5 protein-coding genes and 1 tRNA gene are annotated in these 15,106 nt (G+C 76.5%); 3 read left to right on the top strand and 3 right to left on the bottom strand.

The features are described 5' to 3' along the window. Positions 1-28 precede the first annotated feature (28 nt). Positions 29-6,898, bottom strand: coding sequence for an SDR family oxidoreductase (locus ACH4N1_RS27270; RefSeq protein WP_398100999.1), 6,870 nt, complete (start codon positions 6,896-6,898; stop codon positions 29-31). Positions 6,899-7,758: 860 nt separating this feature from the next. Between ACH4N1_RS27270 and ACH4N1_RS27275 the strand changes: the two genes are divergently transcribed. Both ACH4N1_RS27275 and ACH4N1_RS27280 read left to right on the top strand, forming a co-directional pair. Continuing rightward, a tRNA-Pro gene (locus ACH4N1_RS27275) sits at positions 7,759-7,835 on the top strand. Between the two features lie 147 nt (positions 7,836-7,982). Continuing rightward, positions 7,983-8,738 (top strand): class I SAM-dependent methyltransferase, encoded by a 756-nt coding sequence (locus tag ACH4N1_RS27280; RefSeq protein ID WP_398101001.1) that lies wholly within the window; start codon positions 7,983-7,985, stop codon positions 8,736-8,738. 202 nt (positions 8,739-8,940) lie between these two features. Here ACH4N1_RS27280 and ACH4N1_RS27285 read toward each other — a convergent pair whose 3' ends face one another. Next, positions 8,941-10,026 (bottom strand): M12 family metallopeptidase, encoded by a 1,086-nt coding sequence (locus ACH4N1_RS27285; RefSeq protein ID WP_398101003.1) that lies wholly within the window; start codon positions 10,024-10,026, stop codon positions 8,941-8,943. A gap of 182 nt (positions 10,027-10,208) precedes the next feature. Here ACH4N1_RS27285 and ACH4N1_RS27290 point away from each other — a divergent pair, with 182 nt between their 5' ends. Continuing rightward, positions 10,209-12,113, top strand: coding sequence for a LuxR C-terminal-related transcriptional regulator (locus tag ACH4N1_RS27290; RefSeq protein WP_398101005.1), 1,905 nt, complete (start codon positions 10,209-10,211; stop codon positions 12,111-12,113). A gap of 141 nt (positions 12,114-12,254) precedes the next feature. On the opposite strand, the gene ACH4N1_RS27295 is transcribed toward ACH4N1_RS27290, so the two are convergent. Then, on the bottom strand, positions 12,255-14,819 hold the full coding sequence (locus tag ACH4N1_RS27295; protein WP_398101136.1) for a CHAT domain-containing protein: 2,565 nt from the start codon (positions 14,817-14,819) through the stop codon (positions 12,255-12,257). Between the last annotated feature and the right edge of the window lie 287 nt (positions 14,820-15,106).

Below are 15,106 nucleotides of genomic sequence, written 5' to 3' on the forward strand. Positions count from 1 at the left end.
GGTACCTGACGAGGCGTCACGGCGGCGGTCACCAGCCCGAGGCGGTGTGGACGACGGCCGTCGCGGACTCCTCGCCCCAGGCCAGCTCCCGCAGCAGCGCCGCGGTGCCCTCCTCCGGGTCGATCAGCCGGATGCCGCGCCGGGCGTACTCGCGGGCCAGCTCCGCGCCCACCATGCCGCCGTGCCCGGCGGCGGGCGCCCAGGGGCCCCAGTGCACGGTCAGCGCGCGGTGGCCGGTGCGGGCGGCGAAGGCGGCGCCGAGGGACTCCAGGGCGTCGTTGGCCGCCGCGTAGTCGGCCTGGCCGCGGTTGCCGAGGACGGCGGAGATGCTGCCGAACAGCACCGTGAACGCGGGCGCGGCGGGCAGTTCCTCCAACGCCGTGAGCAGCGCCCGGGCACCGCCGGCCTTCGTGCCGTAGACCCGGCGGAAGGACTCGGCGCTCTTCTCGGCGATGAGCCGGTCCTCGATCACCCCGGCCGCGTGGACCACGCCGTCGAGCCGGCCGTGCTCGGCGTGGATCTCCTTCACGGCCTGGCGGACGGCGTCCGGCTCGCGGAAGTCGACCGAGCGGTAGCGGACCCGGCTGCCGAGCGCGGCGAGTTCCGTCAGGGTCGCCCTGATCTCCCTCTGCGCGAGCAGGAGTTCGGCGGCACGGTTGATCTCGGCCGGTGTCGCCCCGCCGCGCGCGGCGAGCGCGGCGCGCAGCTGTGCCGGGGTGCGGGCGGCCGCGGTGTCCGCGTCCTCCGGAGCGTCCGGCACGGGGGTGCGGCCGAGGAGTTCCAGACGGCAGCGGGCCGCACCGGCGAGCGCCGCGGCGAACTGCGCGGTGATGCCCCGCGCCCCGCCGGCCAGCACCACCACCGAGTCCCGGTCCAGGCCCAGCGCGGCGGCCTCGGCCGCGCCGTCCCCGGCCGGGCCGGCGCCCGTGCCGGCGAGGGCGCCGAGCGGCGCCTCCACCAGCTCGAACCCGTGCCGCCCGGCCGCCGACCGCACCACGACCGGCGTACGGTCCGGTGCGGCGGCCTCCAGCGCCACGGCCTCCGCGACCGCGGCGGGCGAGACGTCGGCGAGGTCGACGACCCGCGCCACCGTCTCCGGGTACTCCCGGGCCACGGTGCGGAACAGGCCGCGCAGCCCCGCCGACCGTGCGTCGCCGCCGGCCGGCCGGACGGCCAGCAGCCACCTGGGCCCGCGTGCCAGGGCCGCCTTCAGCACCGGGAACGCGTCCGGCAGCACGGACGTGCCGTCGTCCGCGAGCGCGCCGAGGTACAGCACCCCGTCCACCGGCCCGTCCCCGTCACCCGGCAGGTGGTCCCGGTCGCGTACGACGACCTCGGCGCCCGACGCCGCGAGCGCGGCCGCCACGCCGGGGGCGTCACCGTCGGGGGCGTCACCGAGGACGAGCCAGCGGGTACCGGGGAACAGGGCGGCGGGATCGGCACCGCCGGGACCGTCCAGGAGCACCGGGCGCAGGACGTGCCGGCGGGGCGGCTCACCGGCCACGGCCTCCGCGGGCGCGGGCCCGTCCGCCACGGGAACCGGCTCGTCCGGGGGAGCCGCCGTCTCCGGCGCGGCGGGCGTGCCCAGCCGGGCCGTGAGCCAGCCGGTCACCGCCGCCGCCGTACGCGCCTTCGCCAGCTCCTCCAGGTCCGCGTCGGCCATCGAGCTGAGGTCCGCGCCGCTCCCGGCGCCCAGCCGCCTGGCCAGCTCACCGGCGATCTCGGCCCGCTTGATGGAGTCGATGCTGAGGTCCGCCTCCAGGTCGAGGTCGGGTTCGATCATGTCGACCGGGTAGCCGGTGCGTTCGCTGATGATCTCCAGGACCACCCGCTGGACGTCCACGGGCCCGGCGGCCTCCGGCGCCGGCTCCGGCGCCGGCTCCGGCGCCGCCGCGGCCGGCAGTCCGGGCGCCTGCGGCACGGCCGCCACGGCGGGCAGCGGCGCCTGCGGGGGGAGGGGCGCGGCGACCGGGGCACCGGGCGCGCCGCCGAAGTAGGTGAGCAGCACGTCCCGTTGGGCGGCGATCATCTCCCGGCTGGTGCGCAGGAACTCGGCGATGAGCGCGTCCCGGTCGGACGGCAGGCCGTGCGGGGCATGGGGCGTCACAGTCGTCTCCAGGGTGTCCGCGACTCGTCGGGCCGGTGCGAGGGCACCGGGGAGCAGGGCGCCGGCGGCGGTGCGGACGAGCTGCCCGTCCACCGTCCAGCCGGGGAGCCGGGGCGCGGGGGCGCGTACCGCGTCGACGGCGTCCCGGCCGCGCAGCAGCCGTCCGGCGCGCACCGGCAGGCCCGCGACGGCCAGCCGGGCGAGGGCGTCGAGCCAGTCGCGCAGACCGCCGCCGGGGCGGGGCTCGCAGGCGACCGCGGTGTGCGGGCGCTCGCCGAGGATCTGCCCGACCAGCCGGGTCAGCACCGATCCGGGACCGGCCTCGACGAAGACGCGCGCACCCGCCTCGTACATCGACTCGATCTGCTCGACGAAGGAGACGGGGGCGCCGATCTGCGCGGCGAGCTCGGCCCGGACCGCGTCCGCGTCGGCGGCGTACGGGGCGGCCGTGCGGTTGGACCACACCGGGAACTCGGGGGCGTGCACCGGGCGGTCCGCGAGGGCCTCGGCGAAGCGGTCGCCGGCGCCGGCCACCAGCGGGCTGTGGAAGGCGCACGCCACCGGGATCCGCCGGGCGTCGAGACCGGCCTCGCGCAGCAGCCGTACGGCCTCGGCGACCGCGTCGGTCGGACCGGAGACGACCGTCTGGCGGGGGGAGTTGCGGCCTGCGACGACGACGGTGTCCGGTGCTTCGGCCGCCTTGAGGGCCTGCTCCACCTCCTCGGCGCCGGCGGCGACCGCGGCCATGGTCCCCGGGTCCTCCCCGGCGGCCCCGAGGATCGCCGCCGCCCGCTCGCCGCTCAGCTCCAGCAGCGTCTCGGGGGCGAGGGCCCCGGCGGCGCAGAGGGCGACCAGCTCGCCGTAGCTGTGCCCGGCGGCCATGTCCGGTTCCACGCCGACGGCCGTGAGCAGGGCGTGCGCGGCGAGCCCGGCCACGCCGAGGGCCGGCTGCGCCACCCTCGTGTCGGTGAGGGCGGCCCGCTGCCGCTCCCGGGTGGCGTCGTCGAACGCGGCCGGCGGGTACAGCGTGTCGGCGTGCGCCCGCCCCAGTTCCAGGTGCGGGCGCAACTCGGGCAGGGCGACGAACAGTTCGGCGAGCATGCCGGGGCGCTGGCTGCCCTGCCCGGGGAAGAGGAAGGCGACCTTGCCGCCGTCGGCGCCCCCGGCACCGGCCAGGTGGATCCCGCGGGCGGCGGGGGCGGCGGCGGCCGGGGTGTCGAGCACGGCCCGCAGCTTCCCGGTCAGGTCGTCCACGTCGCTCGCCACGACCGCGATCCGCACCGGGTCGGTGCTCGCGTCCGAGCGCCGTGCCGCACCGAGCGCCAGGTCGCGCAGGCGCCACGGGCGGCCGTCCGCCCCGGCGGCCCGCAGCAGCTCCTCCACCGCGTGCCGGGCCGACTTCTCGTCCCGGCCGCGGAACACGAACAGCTCGGCCGGCCAGGCGTCCAGTCCCCGTGCCGAAGGCGCCCCGCCGGCGTGGGCGGCCAGCACCACGTGGAAGTTGGTGCCGCCGAAGCCGAACGCGCTGACCCCGGCCAGGCGTTCACCGGCGGGAGCGGCCCACGGCCGGGCCTCGGTGTGGAAGGCGAACGGGCTGCGGTCCGCGTCCCAGGCCGCGTTGGGCGCCTCGACGTGCAGCGTCGGCGGCCGCACGCCGGTGTACAGGGCGAGCACCGCCTTGATCAGGCCGGCCAGCCCGGCCGCGCACTTGGTGTGCCCGATCTGCGACTTGACCGAGCCGATCACACAGCTGCCCGCCTCGGCGCCCGCCTCGCGGAACACCTCGTCCAGGACCGCGAGTTCGGTGCGGTCGCCGACCACCGTGCCGGTGCCGTGCGCCTCGACGAGGCCGACCCGCGCCGGAGAGACGCCCGCGCTCGCGTAGGCCCGCTCCAGCGCGGACCGCTGCCCCTCGGGGCGGGGCGCGGTCAGTCCGAGGGAGCGGCCGTCGCTGGAGGAGCCGAGGCCCTTGACGACGCCGTAGATCCGGTCGCCGTCGCGCTCGGCGTCCGCGAGCCGCTTGAGGACCACGCAGGCCACGCCCTCGCCGAGGGCGATGCCGTCGGCCGAGCCGTCGAAGGCGCGGGAGCGGCCGGTGGGGGAGAGGGCGTGCACCGAGGAGAACAGGACGTAGTCGTTGATCCCGTTGTGCAGGTCGGCGCCGCCGCACAGCACGACGTCACTGGTGCCGGCGAGGAGTTCCTTGCAGGCGGCGTCGACCGCGGCCAGCGAGGAGGCGCAGGCGGCGTCGACGGTGTAGTTGGCGCCGCCCAGATCGAGCCGGTTGGCGATCCGGCCGGAGATGACGTTGGCGAGCATGCCCGGGAAGGAGTCCTCGGTGAGCCGCGGCAGCTGCTCGTCCAGGCCCGGCGGCACCGTCCCGTAGTAGGAGGGCAGCACGGCCCGCAGGGTGGCCGCGTTGGAGAGGTCGCTGCCGGCCTCCGCGCCGAACACCACCGAGGTGCGGGAACGGTCGAACTCCCTTCCCCCGTCGCCGTATCCGGCGTCCTCCAGGGCCCGTCGGGCCGCCTCCAGGGACAGCAGCTGGACCGGCTCGACGTGGCCGAGGGAGGCGGGCGGGATGCCGTAGCGCAGCGGGTCGAAGGGGATCGGCGGCAGGAAGCCGCCCCACTTCGACGGGGTGGACGCGCCGTGGTGCACGGCCGGGTCCCAGCGGTCGGCCGGGACCTCGCCGACCGCGTCCACGCCCCCCACGACGTTCGCCCAGAACGTGGACAGGTCGGGTGCCTGCGGGAACATGCAGGCCATGCCGACGACGGCGATGTCGAGCGGCGCAGGCGCCGGGGGGCGCGGCGCCTTCCCGACGCCGAGTTCGGCGGCCCGCCGGGACAGGAACGCGGCCGCTCCCGTCGTCACGGACGCGTGCAGCGCGGCGAGCGTCGTGGTCGCCGAGCGCAGCACGGCCACCTCGCCCGCCATGAACATCCCCTCGGCGAGCTGCCGTTGCTCGTCGACGGGCGCGAGGGCGCCGTCCGCATCCCGTGTCACCCCCTTGCTGGCGAGGCGCAGCCGTCCGACGTTGAGCCGCTCCAGCTCCTCCCAGATCTGCCGGTCGGGGACTCCTCCGGCGCGCAGCCGGGCCTCCTCCTCGCGGTAGCCGGCCGCGAACGGGCTGGGCACGCAGCGCGTGGCGTGCCCCGGAGCCGACTCCAGCAGCGTGGTGCGGTCGGCGGCCAGCACCTGTCGCTGGAACAGCGGCCGGATCGCCCCGTGCGCCACCGCCTCCTCGGTGAACAGGTACGCCGTGCCCATCAGGACGCCGACGGCGGCCCCGCGCGCGGTCAGCGGCGCGGCGAGCGCGGCGACCATCGCGGCGGACCGCTCGTCGTGCACCCCGCCCGCGAAGAACACCTCGAGGTCACCGGCGTCGCCGCCGTCCTCCACGTAGTCCTCCAGGACGGCGAGTTGGGCCTCCCACAGCGGGAAACTCGGACGCGGTCCGACGTGCCCGCCGCACTCCGAGCCCTCGAACACGAACCGGCGCGCACCGGCCTGGAGGAACTGCCGCAGCAACCCCGGCGACGGCACGTGCAGGAAGGTCCGGATCCCGTCCCGCTCCAGCGCCTGTGCCTGCGCGGGCCGCCCGCCCGCGATGATCGCGTGCGTCGGCCGCACCTCGCGTACGGCCTCCAGCTGTGCGGCCCGTACCTCCTCCGGCGCGAAGCCGAGCACGCCGACCCCCCAGGGCCGGCCGGCCACCGCGTCCCGCGTCCCGGCCAGCATCGTCCGCGTCCGCTCGCCGTCGGCCAGTGCCAGCGCCAGGAACGGCAGCGCCCCGTCCGCGGCGACCGCCGCCGCGAACCCCGCCTCGTCGCTGACCCGCGTCATCGGTCCCTGGGCGACCGGCAGCCGGGTGCCCAGCGCGCGGCTCATCGCGGACCCCGCCGCCGGCGCCCGTACGGTCCCCTCGTCGCCCACGGCGTCGCGCACCGCGTCCCGCAGCGCCCGCACCGTCCGCCGTGCGTCCCCCCAGCGGTCGGCGAACCGGGCGGCGAGGAAGCCGTCCTGGCCCACCGGCAGCAGCCGGGTGCGCGGGTCCCGCCCGCCGAGCAGGGCCGCGACCTCCTCGGGACCGGCGTCCGCGGGGAGGGGCGGGGCGTCGGGCCCCCGGCGCAGCAGTACCCGGTGACCGGCCACGACGACGGTCTCCGAGCCGTCCAGGGGGCGCAGGACGGCGGCCGTCGCCTCGGGCAGCGCGGATTCGGCCAGCAGCGCGAGCTGTCCGTCGAGGACGACCCCGGCCGCCCCGCCGGCCACCGCGGCGGCGGCCGTGTGCGGGCCGATGCCCCCGCAGGCCCACACCGGCAGGTCCGGCTCCGGTGCGGAAAGCAGCTGTTGGAGCAGCACGAAGGTGCTCAGCGTGCCGGTCCGGCCGCCGCACTCGCCACCCCGCGCGATCAGACCGTGCGCGCCGGCGCGGGCGGCCTCCCGGGCGCCCGGCAGATCGGTGACCTCGACGAGGACACGGTGCCGGGCGACGACTTCGCCGAGCGGCCAGGCCGAGTCGGCGGCCAGCACCACCGTGTGCGGGCCGTCGGTCCCGAGGTCGGCGGGGGACAGCCGGCAGCGCGGGCCCACCCTGACCCCGAAGCCGCCCGGCGCCGCGCGCCGCAACCGGGCCAGCGCCTCGCGCGATCTTCGGCCGCCGTCCCCGAGATCGAGCACGCCGAGGCCGCCGGCCCCGGCGATCGCGAGAGCGAGCCCGGCATCGGGTTCGCCGAATGGAGTGATGCCGATGATCATGTCCTCGGAGCGCACAGCGGACGTCATTGATTCTCCGAATCAAGGTGAAACCGCACGGTGGGGGGTTCGGGACAGCAAAGGCGTGCACCGGGATCCCGGCGGGAGAAGATCACCGCGGAATACCGTGGAAAGCGCTTTTCGGAGCGCGTCGAAAGGTAGTGGGCTTATTACTCGCCAGTCAACGTTTGAACGACCGCCCGGTTTCATGCCGCATCGATTCGGTCACCTTCGGAGAAAAGGCCACGGCGGAGGAAAACGGATCTATTGCTTTTCTCGCTGACCCGTTCCATCCGCTCCACACATTGTTGAAACATGCACGAGCGACGGAAATGGGTTCCTTTGGAGCGCATGTCCGGAAAGCGGGGCCGAAAGGTCCGCCCGAATGTGACCCGCGGGGAAAATTCGTGTGTCGCATCCGAGTGACCGGGAAGGGACCGGATCCGCCCGCCCCGGCGTCGCGCCCTTCGGGTGCGCGCCGCTCGGCGTGCGGCGCGCACCCCGGCCGGCGCGACGGCCGGGACGCGGTCGCGCTGCGGGTCGTCGGTGAAGGTGGTCGCCGTGATGCCGGCGGCCATCCGAGGCAGGCCGCCGAAGTCCATGCCCTTGCGGGCCTCGCCGCCCTGCCGGTTCCCGTCCGCCCTGCCGGTTCCCGCCTGTCCTGCCGGTCCCCGTCCGCCGTGCCGCCTGTCCGTCGCGCCGCCCGTCCGCCGTGCCGCCCGCCCGTCCGCCGTGCCGTCTGTCCGTCGCGCCGCCCGCCCGCCCGCCGTGCCGTGTCGCCCGCCCGTCGGGCCCGGCGCCCCGTCCGGCCGCGACCGCGGCGCCGGTACCGGTATGCGTGCGGTAGTGTTTACCTGCGCGTTCCCACGGTTCACCGGCGCGGGACGCGGCGGGACGTGGCGCAGCTTGGTAGCGCACTTGACTGGGGGTCAAGGGGTCGCAGGTTCAAATCCTGTCGTCCCGACCAGCACGATGTGGTCGGAGGCCGTCTTCTCGGACGAGAAGGCGGCCTTTCCCGTACCCGGGATCCGGTCACGGGCCCCCTCGGCGGTGGCCGCCGTCGCGGGCGGCAAACCGTTGGACAGCTCCCGCAGGCCGGACCATCGTGGAGCCCATGGAGCAGCAGCAGATCTGGGACGCCGACACCGCCGCCCGCTACGACACTCCCGGCACCGGCATGTTCGCCCCCGAGGTCCTCGGACCGGCCGTCGACCGGCTCGCCGAACTCGCCTCCGGCGGAAGGGCGTTGGAGTTCGCGATCGGGACCGGGCGGGTGGCGGTGCCGCTCGCCGCGCGGGGCGTGCCCGTCACCGGCGTGGAACTGTCCCGCCCGATGCTCGGACAACTGCGCGCCAAGGCCGACGAGTCGGCGATCCCGGTGGTCGTCGGAGACATGGCCACGGCCCGCGCACCGGGGGAGTACACGCTGGTCTACCTCGTCTACAACACGATCTCCAACCTCCTCACGCAGGCCGAGCAGGTCGCGTGCTTCCGCAACGCCGCCCGCCACCTGGGACCCGGCGGGCGGTTCGTCGTCGAGCTGTGGGTGCCCGAACTGCGCAGGCTCCCACCGGGACAGGAGGCGACCGTCTGGCACGCCGAGCCCGGTTACATCGGCCTGGACACCTACGACGTGCTGCGCCAGCACGTCGTCTCCCACCACTTCAGGTTCGACGGCAGCGGCCGGCGGGCGCGGCTGGACCGCAGCCCGCACCGTTACGTCTGGCCCGCCGAACTCGACCTCATGGCCCAGTTGGCCGGCTTCGGGCTGGAGTCGCGGCACGCGGACTGGACCGGCTCCGAGTTCACCGCCGAGTCCCGGTCCCACGTGTCGGTGTACCGGCTGCCGGGCCCCACGGCCGCGGAGTGAACCGCCGGGCGGCCCCGGCGCGAACAGGGCGGCCGTATCCACGGCCGTATCCACGCCCCACAGCCGCGTCCACGCCCCACCGCCGCGGGCCGCGCCGGGTGCGGCCGGCGCCCGTCTCCCTCCCCCGAAGGCTACGGACGCCGGCCCTTTTCCCCCGGCGCCGGACTGTGGTCCTGGGCGCGTACGGCGCCGTCCCGTGCCGTCACCAGCACATGACGGCGGTCTCCCCCGCGCCCCAGCCGCAGTACAGCCGGACACGGACGAAGTAGCGTCGGCCCTTGACGAGCCGGGCCCTGACGGCGGCGTTGTGCGGGGTGCCCCCGTCGTCCCGCCCGGCCAGGAAGCGGGGCTCGCCGTCCCGCTCCTCGAAGACCACCACGACCGCGTCACCGTCCCCGAAGGTCCCGAAGGTGTACTCGCGGGTCTCCGGCGGCTCGATCGTGAAGTCGGCCTGCTCACCCGCCGCCAGCGACAGCGGCACCGAGCGGAACGGCACCAGCACGGGCGGCCGCGACGCGGCCGGCGGCGGATACCAGCGGAGCACGAACTCCTTGTCCAGCGGCGACAGCCCACCGGGCGGGTGCACGCCCCCGCGGAACTGCTCCGGCTCCAGGATCAGCCCCGCCGGGAACGGATACTCCATCACGGACTGCGGGTCCCACACCGAGCCGTTGACCTCGGCCGGGTCCAGCTTGCGCAGGACGTTGAAGTAGGTGCGGTCCCGGCTCCAGTGGTTCGGCGGGCCCGCCAGGTCGGCGTACACGGCCTCGTCGTCCCAGTGGATGCCGGCGAACGGGCTCTGGTGCTCGTGCTGCATGCCCAGCGCGTGCCCGATCTCGTGCAGGGCCGTCCCGCGCTCCCCGGACGCGGTCAGGTCCCAGCCGAAGTTCATGGTGCGCTCGTTCAGACCCGCCCGCAGCGCGTCCCGGCCCACCGCGGACCAGGAGCCGTCGCCCTGCTGGAACCCGACGCGCAACTCCGCCTCCGAGCGGTCGTCGACCTCGGCGAACGACACCCCGATGCCGAGGTCCGCCCACTCGCGGAACGCGTCCCGCACCACCTCCCGCTGGGCCTCGTCGCCGACCCACGACACCCACCGGGTCCCCCCGGAACCCGGCACCGGGATGACCGACCCGTCGCTGTCGCCGTCCAGGAAGCAGTAGTGCAGCACGGTGCCGTTGACCCACATGCGGCGTCCGCTCATCAGCGCGCCGAGCCGCTCGGCGGCCAGCCCCGGAGCGAACGCGGGGGCCGGCTGCCGCGTCAGCGAGCAGTAACGGGCGGTCATGGCCACCAGATTGCCCGGGAGCGGTGCCCGGGGCCTGAGTCGGTGCCTACTCAAGTCGCCCTGTATCAGGCCTGAGTAGGCGGACTCCTGTAGACGTGACGACCTCCGTACATGACACCTCCCTGCACGACACCTCCGTACATGACACCTCCCTGCATGACACCTCTGTGCGTGACGCCTCCGTGCATGACGCAAGGCCCCTTCGGCCGCTCTCCTCGCTGCCGTGGCCGTTCACCGGCCGTGAGGACGAACTGGAGTTGCTGCGCGGTGCGTTGGGTGCCGGGCGGCCGGGCGCCGTGGTGACCGGGCCGCCGGGCGTCGGCCGCAGTCGGCTGGCCGCGGAGGCGGTGCGCGCGGCGGAGTGCGTGCGGGTGGCCGGCACGCCGGAGACCCGCGGCACGGCCTTCGCCGCCTTCGCTCACCTCCTGCCCGAGGGCGTCACCCTGCACCGCGCGGTCCACCTGCTGTCCGGTGTGCGGCTGCTGCTGGTCGACGACGCCCAGCTGCTGGACGACGACTCCGCGGCCGTCGTCCACCAGTTGGCCGTGCAGGGACGCACCCGGCTGCTGATCCTCGTCGCGGACGGAGTGCCGGCGCCGGACGCCGTGGCCCGTCTGCGTTCGGGTGACCTCCTGCCGCGGCTGGCCCTGGAGCCCCTGCCCCGTGCGGACGTCGCCCGGGTGCTGGCCGCCGTGGCCGGGGCCGGTCCGGAGCCGCTCACCGTCAACCGGCTGCACCGGCTGGCCGGGGGCGACCTCAGTGTGCTGCGTGACCTGCTGGACGCGCTGCGGGACCAGGGGCGGTTCGACCGGGGGACGGACGGTCGGGAGTGGAGGTGGCGGGGGCCGGTCCCGGTGACCCCCGCCCTGCGCGAGCGGGCCGCCGCCGTGCTCGGCCGGTCCCGCCCCGAGGAGCGGGAGGTCCTCGACCGGCTCGCCTTCGCGGAGCCGCTGCCACTGGCCGCGGCGGCGGCCGGGCCGGACCTGGACGTTCTCGAACGGCTGGAGGCCGAGGGGCTGGTCCGGGCCGACGACGACGCGGCGGTTCGGCTCGCTTCCCCGCTGCACGGTCCGCTGCTGCGGGCGGCCGCGGGGAGGCTGCGGGCCCGGCGGCTGGCGGCGGGCCGGCCGCCGTGCGGGGCGGCGCTGGAGACGGAGGCGGCGGAGTTGCTGCGGCGGATCGACGCGGCGGACGTGCGGTCGGGGGTGGCGCCGGTGGGGGACTGGCTGGTGGGGGAGGGGGAACCGGTTCCGGCCGGGTACGCGGCGGTGCGGGCGCGCTTCGCCCGGCTGCGGGGGGAACTGCGGGAGGCGGTGGCCTGGGCACGCGAGGGGTTGGCGGGGACGCCGGGGGACGCGGGCTGTCTGTTCGAACTGGGCTGCGCGACGGAGGGGCTGGGGGAGGAGTTCGCCCCCGCCCGCGGCCCCGGACGGGCCTCCTCCCCGGAGGCCGGACGGGTCGAGTCGCCGCCACGGCCGCTTTCCACTCCGCCGAGCCGGTTCGTGGTGAGGCGGGGAACGCCGTCCGGAACGCCGTCCGGAACGCCGTCCGGAACGCCGTCCGGAACGCCGTCCGGAACGCCGTCCGGAACGCCGTCCGGAACGCCGGACCGGGCGAGCGCCGGTGACGCCGTGCGGCGGGCCGCTCCCAAAGGCGGCGTCTTCGCGCGGCACGCCGAGGCCCTGGCCCGCGGGGACGGGCCCGGACTCGACGGGGTCGCCGCCGAGCTGGAGGAGCGGGGCTTCCTGCTGTTCGCGGCCGAGGCGCACGCACGGGCCGCGCAACTGCACCGGGATCCGCGCGCGGCCCGCACCGCGCGCACCCGCGCCGTCGCCCTGGCCCGCCGGTGCCAGGGCGCCCGTACCCCCGCCCTGGCGGGACTGGTGCTGGGCGAACTCACCGCCCGGCAGCGCCAGATCGTCACGCTCGCGGCGGCCGGCCTCAGCAACCGGCAGATCGCCGAGCGGCTGACCCTGTCCGTCCGCACCGTCGGCAATCACCTGTACGGCGCGTACACCCGCCTCGGCGCGAGCGACCGCGCGGCGCTGCCGTGGCTGGTGGACCTGCCCGACACCCGGACGGCCTGATCCGCCGGGCGGCGGGCGGCGGGCGCCCACGTCCAGTGGGCGCCGGGTGACGGGCGGTAGGCGGCGGGCGGTAGGTGGCGGGCGGCGGGTGTTCCCGTCCGCCGGGGCCACGAGGGCCCCCGTCCGCCGGGCCAGGGGCGTTCACGCGGCTCCGAAGGCGGTGAACGCCCACCCCGTCGCCTGGTGCAGCGCGTCCCCCGGCAGGGCGGCGCGGGCGTCGCGCAGCGCCTCCGCCAGGGACAGGCCGGCGCTGACCCCCTTGTGCAGGGCCAGCATCAGCGCGACCACCGCCTCGTCGTTGACCGGTGCGCTGCTCGCCACCACTCCGGCCGTGCCGAGCGGCAGCAACGCCGTGACCAGGCCGAGGAGTTCGTCGGCGCCCACCGAGGCGAGGCGGGCGGTGTCGCAGCTGGAGAGGATGATCCGGTACGGACTGCGGGCCAGGCGTTCGAAGTCGTGCACGATCAGCGGGCCGTCGGCCATGCGCAGGGACGAGAACATGGGACTGTCCGCCCGGAAGGTGCCGTGGGCGGCGATGTGCGCCAGCGCGGCCCCGTCCAGTGCCTCCAGCACCCGCGGCACCCGCGCGTCCGCGTGCTCCAGCACCGTCGGCCTGCCGTACCGGCCCGCCACCTCCGGCACCTCGGCACCCCCGGACGCCAGGCCCGGCCCCCGCACCAGCACGTGCCGCCCGCCCGGCACGGGGTCGGTCTCCCGGGCCCGCAGCCAACTGCCCGCCGACGGCGACACGCTGAGCACCCGCTCCCGCAGGGCCGGCAGCAGCGCCCACGGCACCTGGTGCAGCCGGGCCGGGGGGACGATCACGACCGGGCCGGGCCCCAACTGCGCGGCGGCCTCGCCCAGCAGCAGGTTCTCCAGTCGCCGGCCGGCCGCCTCCACCACCGGCAGCCGTGCGTCCGCGCCGGGGTGCGCCAGCCGCCGCAGCCCGGCCTGCACGTGCTCGGCCTCCCGTTCCGCCTCGGCCACCGGCCCGCCCGCGAACCCGCGCACCCGCCCGCCCCCGCACAGCAGCACCTGCACCCGCCCGTCCAGTACGGCGATCTCCACCAGCCGCTCGTCGCCGAGCCGTTCCAGCAGCCGGCCCACGTCGAACCGGTCGCCGTCCCCGGGGGAATCACCCCGGATGTGCAGGGTGCGGGAGCGGATCTCCCGCTCCAGACGGCGCTGCTCGCGCTCCAGCGTCGGCACCGGACGGCCGTCCATCCGCGCGCCCTCCGCGCGGGCGGCGATCTCCCGGTAGGCGGTCAGTCCGCTGAGCAGCGCGGGATCGGCGGGCGGCCGGGTGGGCGGCGCGGACAGGACGGTGGCCCGCCAGCGCTCGCTCCACACCAGCAGTCGCCGCGGCCCGCCCCGTTCCAGGCTCACCTGCTGGGCGAGCGCGGCGAGTTCGGCTCCCTGGGCGGTGGCACGGGCCCGCAGCTCGGAGGCGCCCAGCGTCGTGCGGTGGTCGTCGAGGACGTCGAGGCCGCGCCGGCAGGCCTCCAGTACGCCCCGCCCCGAACCGGTCGCCCGCGCCCACAGCGCCTGCGCCGCCCAGCCCGTCATCCGCGCCAGCGGCGGCCCGCTGCGCCGGCTGCGGGCGGCGACCGCCAGATAGCGTTCGGCGTCCTCGGTCCAGTGCAGGTCCAGCGCGATCCGGCCCGCCAGCAGCCAGCCCTCCGGCGCGGCGGGTGCCCCGAAGGAGGACAGCCGTTCCGCCACCCGCACCGCGTCCGCGACCAGCCGCCCCGAACTCCGCCCGGTCGCCACCCGGGCCTCGATCAGCACGAGTTGGGCGTGCGCCTCCCACCAGGTGCGGCGCTGGCCGGCGAACAGCCGCACGGCCAGCGCCGCCCGCGCGGTCGCCGTGCCCGGATCGCCCGCCAGCCGGGCCGCCTTCGCCGCGGCCAGCAGCAGTTCCGCCTTGCGGGTGGACTGCCCGCCGATCCCGTCGAGGACCGTGATCGCCGCGTCCGCCTCGGCCAGCGCCTCGGGCGCCAGCCCGGCCGCCATCAGCACCTCGCAGCGCCGGATGTCGAGCATGAAGGTGGGCGTGCCCAGCTTGGCGTACCGCTCCTCGGCCTCGTCCAGCAGCCGCAGGGCCGCCGGGACGTCCCCCGAGCGGAACGCGGCCAGCCCCCTGCTCTCCACCGCGTCGGCCTTGTCGTGCTCCTGGCCGGTGGTGTCCCACAGCGCCTCGGCCGCCGTGAAGTCGGCGTCGGCCCGGTCCACCGCGCCGAGCGCCAGGTGCACGGTGGCGCGCAGGGTGAGGGCGCGCGCCGTCCAGATGACGTCGTCCGCCTGCCGCAGCACGGTGATCGCCCGGCGCAGGTCGTCCAGCGCCTCGCGGTGATGGCCCAGCACCCACCAGGAGTACGCCCGCCGGTACCGCACGCGCGCGCGGGTGTGCCCCGTGCCGCGCTCGATGCCCCGTTCGAACGCCGCCAGGCCCTGCCGGGTGCGGCCCGCGTGGACCAGGGCCACGCCGAGGGTGGCCAGGACGTCCGCCTCCCGCTCCGCGGAGTCGGCGCGCGCCGCCAGCGTGCGGGCGCGCCGCAGGTGGTCCAGGGCGAGACGCAGGTCGCCCCAGTCCCGCTGCCAGATGCCGATCACCTGGTGGGCGACCGAGGCGTGCAGGGGCGGGGGATCGGTGTGAAGCACTCCCTCCGCCCGTGCCAGGGCGTCGTTGGGGGCGGCGAACACCATGGGCAGCAGTTCGAGGACCGCGTCGTTTCCCGCTGTCACCCCACGGATGGTAGTGCTCCGGTCGCATCGCACACAGGGCTGAGGTCGTTTCAGGTCGTACTTGTGAGACGTTGTGTCAACGGGACGCGCGCACCGCCCGTCCCGCGTCCCCCGAAGCGAGGCCGCGCACCGCCCGTCGTGCGCCTCTCGAAACGCGGCCGCGCACCGCCGCGCACGCCGAGGGCGCGCGGTCGCAACCGCGCCCCTCCCCGCTGTCGTCGCACCACCTGTATCAGACAGGGGTTCCG

Origin of the sequence: Streptomyces sp. NPDC017202 (assembly GCF_044331705.1) — a bacterium.
In the GTDB taxonomy this organism is placed as follows: Bacteria; Actinomycetota; Actinomycetes; order Streptomycetales; family Streptomycetaceae; genus Streptomyces.

What these genes read in the sequence shown, in the direction of transcription:
- ACH4N1_RS27270 (WP_398100999.1), bottom strand. Translation starts at nt 6,898, where the DNA reads ATGACGTCCGCTGTGCGCTCCGAGGACATGATCATCGGCATCACTCCA.
- ACH4N1_RS27280 (WP_398101001.1), top strand. Translation starts at nt 7,983, where the DNA reads ATGGAGCAGCAGCAGATCTGGGACGCCGACACCGCCGCCCGCTACGAC.
- ACH4N1_RS27285 (WP_398101003.1), bottom strand. Translation starts at nt 10,026, where the DNA reads ATGACCGCCCGTTACTGCTCGCTGACGCGGCAGCCGGCCCCCGCGTTC.
- ACH4N1_RS27295 (WP_398101136.1), bottom strand. Translation starts at nt 14,819, where the DNA reads ATGGTGTTCGCCGCCCCCAACGACGCCCTGGCACGGGCGGAGGGAGTG.